This is a genomic window from Pseudoalteromonas rubra, assembly GCF_001482385.1.
Taxonomy (GTDB): Bacteria; Pseudomonadota; Gammaproteobacteria; order Enterobacterales; family Alteromonadaceae; genus Pseudoalteromonas; species Pseudoalteromonas ardens.
Window position 1 is genome coordinate 4,415,628 of record NZ_CP013611.1, and the last position, 14,070, is coordinate 4,429,697.

The window sequence follows — 14,070 nt, forward strand, 5'->3', positions numbered from 1 at the left end:
TGAACCCATCCGGGTTGTCATAGACACTTTGTTGACAATCACAGCGCTACAGTGGCTGTAATTTCACTCAACAAGGAACTATGACATGAAATACCTAAAATCACTTCTGGCCGTGTGTATTGCATTAAACCTGAGCGCTTGTGGCGATGATGACAAAATCAAGCCTCCGGGCGGAGGTGGCGAGCAGCCTGCGCCTGGACGGGTTGTGCATGATTTGGCGCTCACTTCACCTCAAGCGGAACGTGAGCTGGTTGAAGACTTCCCGCTCTCAGAGTACCTTGATTATGCGCCGGGCGCGCAACCGCTCATCAACCTGACAAGTTTGGACATCAATGGTCCGGATCTGCATACGTTTCAGCAAGGCATTGAGGTGGGTACCATTGATGTCAGTGCTTCACCGCGTGTTTATCAGCCGCTGGCGCTGAGAATAACCGCACTGGACAACATTGTGGCCACTGAGCAGTATGAAGACGAGCTGTGGTATGTTACAGGCACCAATGAGATCTTCCAGCGCAGTCTGACAAGTGACGAAACCACCTCCTGGCGTTTAGAAACGGGCTTAACAATCACCGAGTTAGGCCTGGACAGTGATGGCAACAGTGATATCTGGGGCTACGATGCGAATGCCCATCAGGTGATCCGATTTAAACCAGAAGACGAGCAGCTATTGCTGTACCCGCTGTCGGACAATATGACTATTCAGGGCGTGTCTTATCTGGAGCAGCAGCTTTGGATACTGGCCTCAGAATCCGGACAGCCAGTGGTCATGCAGTTTGACGTATCAGAAGAGCAGGTAACGCAGCTTGATGGCTGGAATGTTATCGGGTTTGGTCAAGTGGAGATGACTGATTTGACCGTACTTTCTGGCGAGGGGGTTGTTATCACCACCAATGCACAAGAGAATAATCTGGTATTGCTGGCCGATAGGGACAAGTTGCTGGGAGACGGACCGATTGAAGACACCGGTGAACTGGTGGTGCAGAATCGTTACTCGTTGCCAGCCGAGATCAAGCAGCCATCCGGACTTTGGTACACGCAGCAAGGGGGGGGGAAATCGTCACCGATCAGGCTGAAGTCTACTCTTTGAATGCGGATTTGCAGATCCAGACCCGTACTGAACTGGCGTTTGCTTCGATACACTGTGGACAGGGTTGCACCGAAGCGGTAATAAGCAAAGACGGGGAGATCTTTGTGTTGGCTGATTCTAATCTGATTGGACATTTTACATTGTCAGAGCAGGGGTATCAGCTGGTGCAAGAGTACCCATTAGCCTTGCATGAAGATGGAGAGCCGCCGTTTGAGTTCTTAGGTTTAGCGTACGACGCACTCAATGACCGTTATTTCCTGGTATCCAATAGCGATGACGCGTCACAACAGGACTGGTTATTTACCCTGGATAGTCAGTTTAATCTTGTATCTCGCCAGCCCCTTAGCTACACAGGGGAGACAGAAGGGAGTCTCAACGAATATACTGCAATGGGCCTGTATTTCTCTGAAGATGCGTTGTGGATGGTATCTGAGCAATTCACAAAAGTGATTAAGTTGACGCTGAGTGGTGAGATTGTGTCTGTCTATGATCTGCTGCCGGAGGATATGACTATGCCCAGTGACCTGGTTGTCAAAGATGGCAAAGTATATTTGATTGGTGATCATGAAAATGGTGAGCCGGTGCCACCGCTTATCGAGTTGACGATTGAATAAGTAGTGGTAAAGGGGCTGGCACCGCTAGCCCCATTAGCTCAATCAGAAGCGCCAGTTAACGTTGGCCCACAGTGTGCGGCTGGCCTCATTTACTTTGTCGATTTGTGCGTAGCCACTGACCATAGCGCCTGCGCGACTCAAATGTTCGGCATAGGTTTTATCCAGCACATTATCTACCCCGAGACTCAATAACAGTTCATCTGAATGGCTATAGGATAAGTTCAGTGCCAGTGTACCAAAGCCATGGCTGGGTCCGACATCCTGACCGGCAATGTTACCCTGGCCGATAGCAACGCGGTCCTGGCTTTTTACGAGACGCCATAAACCACCTACTTGCCATTTATCCAGTGTGTAATCCATGGCGAAACGTGCCTGCAGGGGAGGCTGCTGTGCCAGTGCCGTATGATCTGTTTTATTGCTGCCACGCACATAGTTGATGCTGGTTGTGAAATTCAGTTGTTTACTGAGCTCAACCTGGGTTTCCATTTCCAGCCCCATAGTTTGTGCATCAATGTTCCGGGTCACCGCCAGTGTTTTGTCCATCACTTCGTACTGATTATCGGTGAGCAGGTAATCATCTATGCGGTTGTAAAACAAAGACACTGAGGTAGTCATAGCGGATTTTTGTAGCATCCAGCCGATATCCAGCTGGTTCGTTTTCTCCGTCTCCAGTAAGAAGGCACTCATGCTATCGACACTCCGGCGTCCGCCACCCATTAACTCCCAGTAATCTGGGAAGCGTTCACTGTGCCCGGCACCGATGTAATAGCTCATATCTTTATGCTGGACCTGATAACGTGTAAATCCGCTCAACAAGGTGTCATCACGTGTCTGGTCCGCCGTTGGATTAGGCATTGGCATCATCATAGAGCCAAGTTGCTGGCGCTTGTCAGTTGCTGACCAGTCATCAATGCGCAGCCCGCTCACCCACTGGCTGCGCTTCGGGCCTTCAGTCTTGAGTGCGTATTCAAACTCGCCAAATAGCCCGGTTTGTTTAAACTCAGCATTATCACGGCGAGGCAGTGTTTCCACCGGTATCATTGGTTGGTTCATGCTAACACGGATGCGGTGGCGGTTTTGCTGATGATCAACCCCGTAACGCAATGTGTGTTTTGTATTGACGGCAGAAGTGAGCATCAGTTTACCACCCCAGGTGCGACGGTCGGGATTGGATGAGGTCGGGGCTTTCATCATCATAGTGGGCGTAAATGTGCGCAGGCTATGGTTATCCATGATGTGATCTATGTTGTTGTAATACACGTTGGCTTCCAGCGCGTGGCTAAACCCGCTCAGTTCATCCAGCTCAACGCTGAGTGCAACGTGGTTACGGTCAAACTTGCTGCCATCCATCATGCGATCAGCATAGGCGACCTCACCATCACTGCGACCCAGACTCAGGCTATAGAGACTGTCATCATCGGGCGTGTAGGCAAACTCGGAGTCGAGATTCCACTTGTCATATGCTGAGTGAATGGATTGACCTTCGCCGTCCTCATAGTCATCGGCATCGCTTTTGCTGGCAGCAAGGCGTGCATAGTAATCCTCTGTGCCTCCTTTCACGTCTGCATTCACCATACGCTTACCAAAACTGCCCAGGGTCGCATTGGCAAACCCTTGCCAGCCTGCTTCACTCAGGCGTTCTGATTCACGCTCAAAAATGACAGTGGCGGCGCTGTTACCGGGGCCATAAAGGACGGTTTGAGGTCCTTTAATCACCGTTAAAGTATCGTAGGTTTGTGGTGTGATGTAGGCCGTGGGCGGATCCATACGCCCGCCGCAGCCGCCAAGCGTCTGACCGCCATCGGTAATAATGTTAAGACGTGATCCGGCCATCCCGCGAAAAACAGGGTCGCTGCTTGCGCCGCCTTTTTTTACTAAAGAAAAGCCGGCGATACTGGATAGCAAGTCCGCCCCATCCTGCGCAGGCAAAGGTTGTCTTGGGGCTTTAGGGTCGGTTTTGATATCTAAAGGGCTATGCATAGGCGCGATAACCACGATGCGCTCTAAACTGTCAGTGTGTGTATCGTGCTGTGCATCCTGGCTCTGTGCAGAAAAAGCGGCCGTAACAGCAAGCCAAATGAGGTTTCTGGTCATGATTCATCCCAAAGTGTTTTCACGTTGTTATTGAGAAGAATTTTACTTGTCAGACAAAAGGTTGGGATGTGACAAATTGTCGCACTTGCGCAAGATATAAGGGAAAATATCAAAAACTTTGACCTAAAACAAAAACAGCCACCAAATGGCGGCTGTTTTTGGATGATAAAATGCAGTACAACCTATATGGCCATCACTTCCATTTGTTGATCGCACCATTGCAGGGCTTCGTGGTAATAATCAGGCAACAGATCAGGGTCAAGGCCCAGTTGCTGCGACAGTTCATTGGCCCCCTGCCACTCGGCTTGTTCATAGAGTTTGATGAGCGCCAGGTAACTGGCCAGCAGACCTTCTTGCTTCACTAGGGCATCTTTGATCTCAATAGCCAGTGGCAGCTTGTTCATCACACTGTCCATGCTTTCATCTAAAATTGCGTCCATCAGTGACATCATACCTGCCAGGAAGGCCATGCCGGTGTCTTTTAGGTTACGGTGTTTAACCGCTAATAACTCAGCAAAACGCGCGCGAGTCAGAGACAGACGGACCAGTTCGAGTGGTTTCTCTGAAGACACCTGAGAGGCAAAGAGTAAAGAAAGAAACTTCTTCAGCTCCTGATTGCCAAGTACCACCAAAGCTTGCTTAATGGTGGAGATCTCTGCACGCCGTTTAAAGGCGGCTGAATTTGAGTAGCGCAGCAGCTTATAGCTGAGGTTAACATCGCGCTCGAATACTTGTGTGATCCGCTTTAAGTCGACGTCAACGCTGGATGTTTCGTATAGCAGTTCGGCCAGCGCCATCTCTGAAGGGGGCAGGGTTTTACTCTGAACCACTTCGGGCTTGGCAAAAAAGAACCCCTGGAAATAGCTGAATCCAAGATCAAGTGCCTGCTGGTACTGCTCATGTGTTTCGACTTTTTCGGCAACCAGCTCAATATTTTTAAACGGTGCAATGGCTTCTTTAATCTCTTCAATGGTTGCGACATCTGTGGTCAGCATGTCTATCTTGATTTGATCAATGAAGGGGTAGAAATGTCGCCACACTTTTTGATGCTGATAATCATCAAGCACTATGGTGTAGCCTTTTTGCTTCAGGTCCTGCACTGCACCGAGCAGGCGTTTCCCCGGCTGAACGGTTTCAAGAATTTCTACAACCAATTGCTCACGCCCCATCATGGTGGGGTAACCTTTCAGCAAGGTGTCGAGTGTGAAGTTGATATAGGCCGGTTTATTGTCGGTCAAATCTTCCAGACCAAAGTTAAACTGGCTGCCTTCGATCAATCTGGAGGTCGCTTCAGAGCCATCTATCTCAGGAAAGACATTGTCTAAACCGTCGCGAAAAAGCAGCTCGTAGCCCACGAGCTCTTTGTTTTTGTTTAGGATTGGCTGCCTGGCGGCATAAAAATACATGAAAGATACACCTGACTGAATACTTCTACTGCAGAACAATATAAGGCAATCTCAGGCATATTTCATTAACTAATTCAGCTTGTTTCAGCTTTTGGTATTAAGGTATGAGGTCGTTTGCGCGCAATTCATAAGCACTTCACCTTGTGTAGCTTGGGTGGCGATCTTTGCCATGTTATAGTGGCGCTTTCGCAATGGCTTTTGTCCCAATCTCAGCTAACAACAAAACAGCATCTGATATTGTGGAGAGGAGCTCGACTATAGGAGGTAATTTTGGAAACTGGCACTATGATCTCTCTTGCCATGTATTTCATCGCCATGCTGGGAATTGGACTGTACGCGTATCGTAAGTCAACCAGTGATGTGTCGGGTTATATGTTAGGTGGAAGAAGCCTTCCACCCAGTGTTGCGGCCCTGTCTGCGGGTGCCTCAGATATGAGTGGCTGGATCCTGATGGGCCTGCCCGGCGCCATGTTTGTGAGCGGTTTTAGCAGTACCTGGATTGCCATTGGTCTGCTGATTGGCGCATTTTTAAATTACCTGCTGGTGGCACCGCGTTTACGTGTATATACCGAGCTGGCGAACGACGCGATAACCATTCCGGACTACTTTGCTAATCGCTTTGAAGATAAAGGCAATGCATTGCGTATTGTATCTGCGCTGGTGATCATTGTTTTCTTCACAATGTATACGTCTGCTGGTGTGGTTTCCGGCGGTAAGCTATTTGAAAACTCCTTTGGCATGAGTTACGAAGCCGGTTTGTATATCACGACGGGCGTGGTGGTTTTGTATACTTTGTTTGGTGGGTTTCTGGCGGTTAGTCTGACCGACTTTGTGCAGGGGTGTATTATGTTCCTGGCGCTAATTTTAGTGCCAGTGGTGACTTATTCATTACTGGATAACCCGCTGAACGTTACGCTTAATGAAATCAATCCACAGCTACTAACCTTGATTGGAGCAGGTGGCGCTATTGGCATCGTTTCTGCCATGTCCTGGGGTCTGGGTTATTTCGGGCAACCACATATTATCGTGCGCTTTATGTCAGTGCGCAGCGTTAAAGATATGCCAACGGCGCGTCGCATTGGTATGAGCTGGATGCTGGTGGCCACTTTAGGGGCTATCACAACGGGTCTGTTTGGCGCAGCGTACGCCCACGAAAAGGGCATTGTGGTTGAAGATCCTGAAACCATTTTCCTGATCTTATCTGAATTGCTCTTCCACCCGTTGATTGCAGGTTTCTTACTTGCTGCGATTTTGGCAGCGATTATGAGTACCATTTCGTCTCAGCTTTTGGTGAGCTCCAGTTCATTAACTGAAGACTTCTACAAGATCTTCCTGCGCAAAGAGGCATCAGATAAAGAGCTTGTGCTGGTAGGGCGGATCAGTGTGGCGCTGGTTTCTATGTTTGCAATCTACCTTGCATACGACAGAGACAGCACCATCTTAAGCCTGGTAAGTAATGCTTGGGCCGGGTTTGGTGCTGCATTTGGTCCTCTGGTACTGCTCAGCTTATTCTGGAAGCGTATGAACTTTGCGGGTGCATTGTCGGGCATGATAGTGGGCGCAGCAACCGTGTTGTTCTGGATCTATGGCCCGGTAACGGTAGATGGCCAACCGCTTAGTGCGCTTATCTATGAAATTGTACCTGGGTTTATTGCATCCGCTATTGCGATCGTTGCCGTGAGCCTGGCAACGTCAGCACCCCGCACTGAAATAACAGACACGTTCGAAGAAATGCAAAAAGCACTTTAATACCTATTTGCTCCTTCAAATCGAACAGGTATTAAGTGAAATTGGTATAAAGCGTTGCATCGACTTCAATAGCCGTAGCTTTCTAGCTGCGGCTTTTTTATATTTGCGCTATGAGACAGACGGGCTTTTCTACCATTCAGCCAGAAAATCTGACAGTTGAACAGATTTACAGTCTCGCCAGTTTTGACCCGGTATAGTTTTCGCATGTCCAATTTGTCGTATTGTTGTTCCATTTTTTCTAATTTTCCTTATGATGGACACTATCGTGATCCGGTCAGTAGTAGGCTTTTTGGCCAATGTCATGATGCAGGAGATCATCCGCAATAATGTGAATTTAAAGCAATTAATGCTTGTTACTATATGGCAATGAGGTTAACATGAACGCAACCTTTTGTGGGTGGTCCTTTTAAATATCAAAGAAGGACGGAAAATATTATGAAGTTTTTTATAAAGCGCTTAAATAACAAACCAAAAATGAACCAGCTAGACAGCTCTCTGAACTTAACTCTAGAAAGTGTACGATTGGTAACTGGTGGAACTGGTGGTGGGAATGGTGCACAACCAAAAGTGCAGCGTTTTTCCCCTGAAGCTAAAACAGTATTTTTTGGCGGGTAAATAGTAGGATTTTTGCCGAGCATGAATGAGTTTTTTATAGTTACTGGATGGATAATAACAGCGTTAGAACTATTCGTTGTATTGTTCCTGCTGCACTGCTTTAAGCAGCACCGCTTTGAACTTTTCTTTGGGGGAAAAAAGACCCTGAAAAAGCAAAGCGACCATGAGCTGCATTCATGCTTTCTATCTTCTCTGGCGGTGCTTGTGTTTTACACGTCCAGCTCTAGTTTAGGTACTTACATTTTAGGCCTTCCTTTTGAGTCGGTTCAGATGCGTCAAGTTTATTATTTTTCTTTGGTGTGCACTGGGGCTGGATTTATGACAGTTTTGTACCTCTTGCATGCCATTCGAGGGTGTAGTTTTTCTGTAACTACAAGAACTGTAGCATACATAGCACTAGCAGTAATGTTTATGAATTTTAGCCAGTTGGTTTTACGAGGCTACTTAGATAGTGACATCTTGTTTGATATCTACGGACCATTTGTAGTGATGTGCAACATTGGTACATTTTTTGTTTTAGCCAAATACCCTTTCTATAGAATAATGGAATCTAAACTCGCCAAAGGAGAGATTTAATATGGAGCTGATCTTAATTGGTAGTATGTTAATCATTATGGCGCTGATTTTTGTTTTGGCCATGATTGTAAAGGGGTCTAGTTTAAAGCTGTTTGAACAACGCTTTAGGTCGCTGATCACTGTTGCAAAAGAAAACAACGAAGAAGTCGAGGACAAGTACAGCGAAGCATACGAAATTGTAATGGAGTTTGGCGATTTGCTTGCTGCTGAAAAGAACCTTGAACAATATTATGGTGTGAAAGATATTTATGACCGCGTTGAAGAATTCAGAGCAGAAAACAACCAGGCCGTTGAGAAAGACAGAGTCATCCTGAAGGTGGTTAAATAGGTCTGCTAACTTCTAACTGCTAAGCCGCGCGCTTTCGTGTGGTTATTTACATGGGTTATCGGTGGTATTGGCCATTCCATCCAGCGATTTCAGATAGCTGTAAATCTCACATCGATAAGCTTTACTGCAGCAATTAACGTCTATTACTACTTTTCAGTCTGACTAAATCCTGGATCCACTCAATAAACTTCACTGCGTTATGCGTTCTGAATCGTGTTTTATTGGGAATGTAGTAGCACAATGGCGAAGTTATGCTTTTTTCTCCCACTGGGGCCAACTGGCCGGTTGAGCACATGCCCCGGGCCAGTATCTCTGAACAAAACACCAGGGCGTTTTCTATCACAGCCTGCTGAATACCAAACAACTCCTGATCAAACTCCCGGATAACAAAGTCTGCTTTACTCAGTCCGTTGTGTGCCAGCCAGTCATCCAGCGGAGGTTCACACAGCTCGCGATTCTTCCAGCGTGTTGTATAGAGTAACGGTCGGACCGCAGCGCCCTCTAATGCCCTGAGCGCCTTGCTTCCAAACAAGTTGAACCGCTCCCCACTCAGGCGGTCTTCAACCGGGACGTCTTTGATGTTACCCAGCCTTACGGGGATTGAATTGGGCAGGTTATCAGGCAGCTCTCCACTTGAAACTTGCATCGAGATGTCCGGATAACGTGCTGAGAACGCACCTTGTGCAGGTAATAGCACCAGCGCCGCAAATGAAGAAGTGGTGCTCACCTGGACGACTTCATTGAGTTGCTGAATGTCTGCCAGCGCACTTTCAATTGTTGCAAAGCCCTCGGAAGTCGCATTGGCCAGCAACACGCCAGTTTCAGTGAGCAGAACCTTTCTGGGCAAGCGTTGAAATAAACGCACATTGAGGCGGTGTTCGAGCTTACTGATGTGATGAGAAATCGCTGTTGGCGTTAAGGAAAGCTCTTCTGCTGCGTGTTTGAAGCTGCCATGGCGTGCCGCAGCGTCGAACGCCCTGAGTGCCTGTAAAGAAACAGATAATGCCATGTTAGTCATCCAATCAACAATCTTATGGGTGATTTTAACTCATCTATAGGTGTAAGAGTATCGTTTGTTCAGCTGAGTGCCTTAACGCACACTGTCACCTGTTCAGTAATCAAAAAGGTAACTAGCATGAGCACAATTTTACATATAGATTCAAGCGTCAGAGCGATTGACAATGACAATCCATCACATAATTCACTGTCGAAGCAGATTGCCCGGCAGTTTGTCGAAAGCTGGCAAGAAACGTCTTCAATAGATGAATATATCTATCGTGATGTAGGGATACATCCACCACAATTTATCACTCAGGATTGGATTGGGGCTGTATTCACCCCGGAAAGTAAAAGGACTGCGGATCAGAAGCTGCTATTGGCCTTATCCGATACGCTGATCGATGAGCTGACCCGTGCCGACATTATTGTCATTTCAACACCTATGTACAATTATGGCATGCCAGCACAACTCAAGGCCTGGTTTGATCAGATTGTTCGGGTTAACAAAACATTTGATTTTGATCTCAAGCGGGGAGACTTTCCGTTAGCGCCTTTACTGTCGGGTAAAACATTGGTTGCCATAGCCTCATGTGGCGAATTTGGCTTCGAAGAGCCTGAGATAAGAGCCAAAAGCAATCATCTGATGCCACATTTACGCACGTTAAGTCGTTATCTCGGGGTTGAAACCATGTATGAAATAGTCAGTGAATATCAGGAGTTTGCCGATGACAGGCATCAGGCTTCGCTTACACAGGCGTTTGAACAAGCGCAAAGTCTTGCATTGGCATTGGCTCAGAGCCAGCAAATCACACACACTGACGAACAGCTGGTGTAAGAGCGGTTACTAAGATTGTTCTGTTTAACTACAAAAGTGGTCGCTTTGGGTTACTTTTGTTTTCTTCAATAACGTGCTTTATTAAGCCCGCTTTTTTTCATTGTGTGCGACCGAGCTCTGCTGGAGGAGGGGTTTCAGGTCGCGCAGAATAATATGGCCATAATCCTGATATCCTGCCTGCGTGCCGGGTGTAAACCACTTCATATGCGAAATGAACTCAAGGGAATTGGCAATGCTGGTGATCAGGCTTTGTTCCATGTCAGAGTGGTAAGCCAGCGGCGGCTCTACAGGGGCCGGGGGCGTATGGGTCACATTTTGCTGTTCGCCGGTCAGCAGCCATAATGCGCTGTCTTTAGTCGCCGGATGTAAAAAGAATTTGCTTACTACCGACAAGGTAGGTTCCCTGACATCTTTCTCATACTTTCGATACGAAGCAGTGGGAATATCCAGTATTTCTGAAAAGCCAACCTGAGAATAACCCAAGTTGATACGTAACTGTTTTAATCTTGTAGCAAAAGTATTTGACATATGACCCAATCCGGTTAATTATTTATCCACCTGACCCGTTCAGACTACATGACTCTCAGTCAAATGTCTAACCGGGACGAAAAATTAAACACTTGGCCGGAACAGTCCCCGGATAGGTGTAGGCTCAGACCTGTGCTTAGGCGCGTGTTGGTTTTATGGCGTTAAACACTTTGCTTTAGGTTTGTAAGACACTGTGATTGATAATAAGCGGATATGTTATGACTACTGTTAAAAGAAATGAATCTGTGCGTAAAGCACACACCATGGCAGCCAGGAAGCAAATTCAAACTGCTATTCGTCGTCTACGCAGAGAAATGAACTTAACTCAGGCTGAGTTAGGCAAAAAGCTTGTCACGCCTGTTGATCAGGCAACCATCTCTAACTGGGAGTGCGGTAAGTCTGACTTATCTGCCTGTCAATTACTCGATATTATGATGATTTTTGGCCAGCCAAACTTTATGAGTTTGCTGGAGCAGGGAGCGCAAAGCGACCTGGTTGACGAAAAGCAGTCAGCCTAACGCAATGAATCACTGACAGTATCTCTGTCAGGTAAGCCTCCTAGCTAACATATCGTGTTGTCTGGGCACGCTCGTGCCCGCTTTTTTTTATTCGTTTAAATGCTGATCTTGTACTAGCTTTCCATTGGGAGCGAGAGTCCTGACTCATGCGATTCTTTTCTGGTTAATAGCCAAGGTGCACTGTTTCTAAAAAGAGCAGGCTCTTCAGCTGGTGGTCCCGCCTCGTCACGCCTAGCAAACCTATATTGCCTTTTCAAGGTGCGCTGGGTGCAATTAAGCAAGTATAAGGAACCATTTTATGTCGTCAGCTAAATCGCAGTTAGGGTTTGATCAGAACCAACGTAAAATTATAATCGGGGAACAGCAGGACTCTGAGCTAGGTCCTTTGTGTCATCTTCCCGGCACGTGGAAAAATACGGGCAATCTCGAAGGTCATGGCTGGAATATGATAGCTTTGCCTTTTACGGCAGGCGATCTGGATTATCGGCTGCTGATGAACCAATATGACGAAGAACTGACTTTCAGCCTGGTTGATAAGGGCGTACCAAATCGGGGTATTCCGGAGGATCAATCCGTTGCTACGCTCGATTACACCCAAATCATTAACCAGATAGCTGCTCAAGACTATCCACATTCCGGGCTAGAGGGTAAACCTGGGCTGGCAATTCACCATGAACCCGGTCTGTGGTTACACATGCGTGATCAGTTAACCGATGACCTGGACATTGCTCGCCTGTCCAGTATTCCCCATGGCGATGCGGTGATCGCATTGGGTAAGAGTGCGCATTCTCAGTCTGGATTTGAGATCCCCGCGCTGAATGGCTTACCCATAGGGGTATCGGGCGATATAGGCACCAATCCTTACCTGGCGCCCTATAAACACTTCAGAGATCAGCCTTTTGAAGGCCTGTTTGATCCAACCCAGGCAAATGCACTGCTGCAAAAAGTCATTGCCCCTTTACTGAGCGCTGGCAAAGTGAAAAATACGACCAAGCTGGAAGTGCGTACAACCGCGGCGTCCGGCTCTGTAAACAATATTCCGTTTGTCACGCGCCAGGCAAATGCCGCTGAAGTACATTCCACATTTTGGATTTACGAATTAACGGAGACTGACCAACACGGCAACCCAAAGCTTTGGTTACAGTATTCTCAGAACGTGATCCTGGACTTTTTCAATCGTAAAGACAGGCCCGGCGAATTGATCCGCTGGCCACACATCAGCATCAATACGCTGGAAAAAGTGGACACCTGATAATCGCAGTCACTGCTGCTTGCTTTTGGTTTGCAGCAGTGGCGCTTTCTCGTCAGGTTACAGAGTCAACTCGATTTGGCGTTTAAAATGAGGAGGGACAGATCCATTGTGTCTTGCAATTTAACCAATAAGGGAACACACTAGGCAGAAATAATTAACAATAAAGCCACAAGCGCATGGCGTAGTAAACGCCGTAAGCTAACACCTTGGTTAGAATTAGCATGTTCACACTGGTCATATTATCTTTGGGTTGTCTTCATGGTCTGTATCTCAGTTACGAACTGATACGGAAGAATACAGCGAATGATGCAAACAGGATGCTTGCTTTGTGTGTTCAGTGCTTTGTTGCACTGTTGTTTTTTATATTGCTTGATGAAAGTGGGGCGTTTTACTATTTGCCTCATCTTATAGGGTTTCAGGAGCCTCTGACCTTCCTGCTGGCACCGTGTTTTTATTACTACGTACTCAGATTAACGTCGCCTGTCTATATAGCGTTTAATCGCGTTCATTTACTGCCGTTTGTGCTGGCACTGCTTTGTGCTATTCCGTTCTTCTTACTCGATGCACGCAGTAAATGGCAATTTTTGTATGGTGATATGTATGCCCCGGATCTGCCATCCTGGTACCTGACAGGGTCTGAAAATGTTTTTATTTTTGGCGCTATGTTGCAGGTCGCAGTGTATCTGGTATTTGCGTGGCGCAGACTCAATGCTTACCAGATCCTCTCGGCTAATAACTTTTCGTCACTTGAACTTATCAACCTGAACTGGCTAAGACGTCTGCTCATTATGTTGTTTTCGCTTTATGGGCTGTGGTTCATCGATGAAGCGATAGAAGTGAATGCCATGGCGTGTATTGATCATGACAACGGATTTGGCTGTGAGTATGGCTGGTTGATTGGTGAGCGCTGGTTCTTTTTCTCTGAGCTGGGCGTAGTTATCTTTTTTTATTTAATGAGTTATTACGGCTTGCGTCAGCCAGAAATATTTATCAAAAAAAATCAATATGTTGAACTTGATAAGCCGCACAGCGAAAAGTACTTAAACTCGGCCCTGTCAGAGTCACTGGCTGTGCAGCTCTGCAACCTGATTGAAGATCAGGTGCTGGACGAAAAGCTCTATCTGAAAGCGGATTTAACGCTGCACGACCTTGCCTGTGCATGTGGTCATTCCCGACACCATGTTTCTCAGGCGATTAATCAAAGTAAAAACATGAGTTTTTTCGATTTCATCAATCAGCTCAGAGTGATGCATGCACAGCAGCTGCTGCTTACTCAACCAGACAGAAGCATTCTGGACATCTCTCTGGACAGTGGCTTTAACTCCCGTTCTGCGTTTTATGGGGCGTTTAAACGCTATACCGAGTTAACACCTGGCGCATATCGAAAACAAAGTAAAATACCGGCAGAAAATATGTCCTGATCAGTCGGTCAGGACGACAAGCAGCGCTCGCTAAGCAAGGATATCATT

The 14,070-nt window shown here is 47.0% G+C and carries 14 protein-coding genes; 10 read left to right on the forward strand and 4 right to left on the reverse strand.

The features are described 5' to 3' along the window. Window positions 1-85 precede the first annotated feature (85 nt). Complete coding sequence (locus AT705_RS18960) at window positions 86-1,087, forward strand: hypothetical protein (protein WP_058797783.1); 1,002 nt, start codon at window positions 86-88, stop codon at window positions 1,085-1,087. Continuing rightward, the gene (locus AT705_RS18965; RefSeq protein WP_058797784.1) at window positions 1,084-1,701 is read left to right on the forward strand and encodes a hypothetical protein; all 618 of its coding nucleotides are present in this window, start codon (window positions 1,084-1,086) and stop codon (window positions 1,699-1,701) included. Before AT705_RS18960 ends, AT705_RS18965 begins: the two co-directional genes overlap by 4 nt. A 42-nt stretch (window positions 1,702-1,743) precedes the next feature. Here the strand turns inward: AT705_RS18965 and AT705_RS18970 are convergent, their stop codons facing one another. Together AT705_RS18970 and AT705_RS18975 are read right to left on the reverse strand one after the other, a co-directional pair. After that, complete coding sequence (locus tag AT705_RS18970) at window positions 1,744-3,795, reverse strand: TonB-dependent copper receptor (RefSeq protein ID WP_058797785.1); 2,052 nt, start codon at window positions 3,793-3,795, stop codon at window positions 1,744-1,746. A gap of 182 nt (window positions 3,796-3,977) precedes the next feature. Further along, window positions 3,978-5,201, reverse strand: a complete 1,224-nt coding sequence (locus AT705_RS18975) for an EAL and HDOD domain-containing protein (RefSeq protein WP_058797786.1) — start codon at window positions 5,199-5,201, stop codon at window positions 3,978-3,980. A 270-nt stretch (window positions 5,202-5,471) separates the two neighbouring features. Here AT705_RS18975 and putP point away from each other — a divergent pair, with 270 nt between their 5' ends. The 4 genes from putP (at window position 5,472) to AT705_RS18995 (ending at window position 8,469) form a co-directional block, all read left to right on the forward strand. Continuing rightward, window positions 5,472-6,950: a sodium/proline symporter PutP gene (gene putP / locus AT705_RS18980; protein WP_058797787.1), complete on the forward strand. Its 1,479-nt coding sequence runs from the start codon at window positions 5,472-5,474 to the stop codon at window positions 6,948-6,950. Window positions 6,951-7,385: 435 nt separating this feature from the next. Next, window positions 7,386-7,565: a hypothetical protein gene (locus tag AT705_RS18985; RefSeq protein ID WP_058797788.1), complete on the forward strand. Its 180-nt coding sequence runs from the start codon at window positions 7,386-7,388 to the stop codon at window positions 7,563-7,565. Window positions 7,566-7,586: 21 nt separating this feature from the next. Then, window positions 7,587-8,141 carry a hypothetical protein gene (locus AT705_RS18990; protein ID WP_058797789.1) on the forward strand — a complete coding sequence of 185 codons (555 nt, stop codon included), beginning with the start codon at window positions 7,587-7,589 and terminating at the stop codon, window positions 8,139-8,141. Window position 8,142: 1 nt separating this feature from the next. Continuing rightward, window positions 8,143-8,469: a hypothetical protein gene (locus AT705_RS18995; RefSeq protein ID WP_058797790.1), complete on the forward strand. Its 327-nt coding sequence runs from the start codon at window positions 8,143-8,145 to the stop codon at window positions 8,467-8,469. 133 nt (window positions 8,470-8,602) lie between these two features. Here AT705_RS18995 and AT705_RS19000 read toward each other — a convergent pair whose 3' ends face one another. Further along, complete coding sequence (locus tag AT705_RS19000) at window positions 8,603-9,478, reverse strand: LysR family transcriptional regulator (protein ID WP_058797791.1); 876 nt, start codon at window positions 9,476-9,478, stop codon at window positions 8,603-8,605. Window positions 9,479-9,604: 126 nt separating this feature from the next. Between AT705_RS19000 and AT705_RS19005 the strand changes: the two genes are divergently transcribed. Then, entirely contained in the window at window positions 9,605-10,303 is a 699-nt protein-coding gene (locus AT705_RS19005; protein ID WP_058797792.1) for an FMN-dependent NADH-azoreductase, read from the forward strand. Window positions 10,304-10,384: 81 nt separating this feature from the next. Here AT705_RS19005 and AT705_RS19010 read toward each other — a convergent pair whose 3' ends face one another. After that, complete coding sequence (locus tag AT705_RS19010; RefSeq protein WP_058797793.1) at window positions 10,385-10,831, reverse strand: helix-turn-helix domain-containing protein; 447 nt, start codon at window positions 10,829-10,831, stop codon at window positions 10,385-10,387. 218 nt (window positions 10,832-11,049) lie between these two features. Here AT705_RS19010 and AT705_RS19015 point away from each other — a divergent pair, with 218 nt between their 5' ends. The 3 genes from AT705_RS19015 (at window position 11,050) to AT705_RS19025 (ending at window position 14,022) form a co-directional block, all read left to right on the forward strand. Continuing rightward, on the forward strand, window positions 11,050-11,349 hold the full coding sequence (locus AT705_RS19015) for a helix-turn-helix domain-containing protein (RefSeq protein ID WP_058797794.1): 300 nt from the start codon (window positions 11,050-11,052) through the stop codon (window positions 11,347-11,349). Between the two features lie 298 nt (window positions 11,350-11,647). Continuing rightward, on the forward strand, window positions 11,648-12,601 hold the full coding sequence (locus AT705_RS19020) for a heme-binding protein (RefSeq protein ID WP_058797795.1): 954 nt from the start codon (window positions 11,648-11,650) through the stop codon (window positions 12,599-12,601). Between the two features lie 317 nt (window positions 12,602-12,918). Next, complete coding sequence (locus tag AT705_RS19025; protein ID WP_058797796.1) at window positions 12,919-14,022, forward strand: helix-turn-helix transcriptional regulator; 1,104 nt, start codon at window positions 12,919-12,921, stop codon at window positions 14,020-14,022. Window positions 14,023-14,070: the final 48 nt, after the last annotated feature.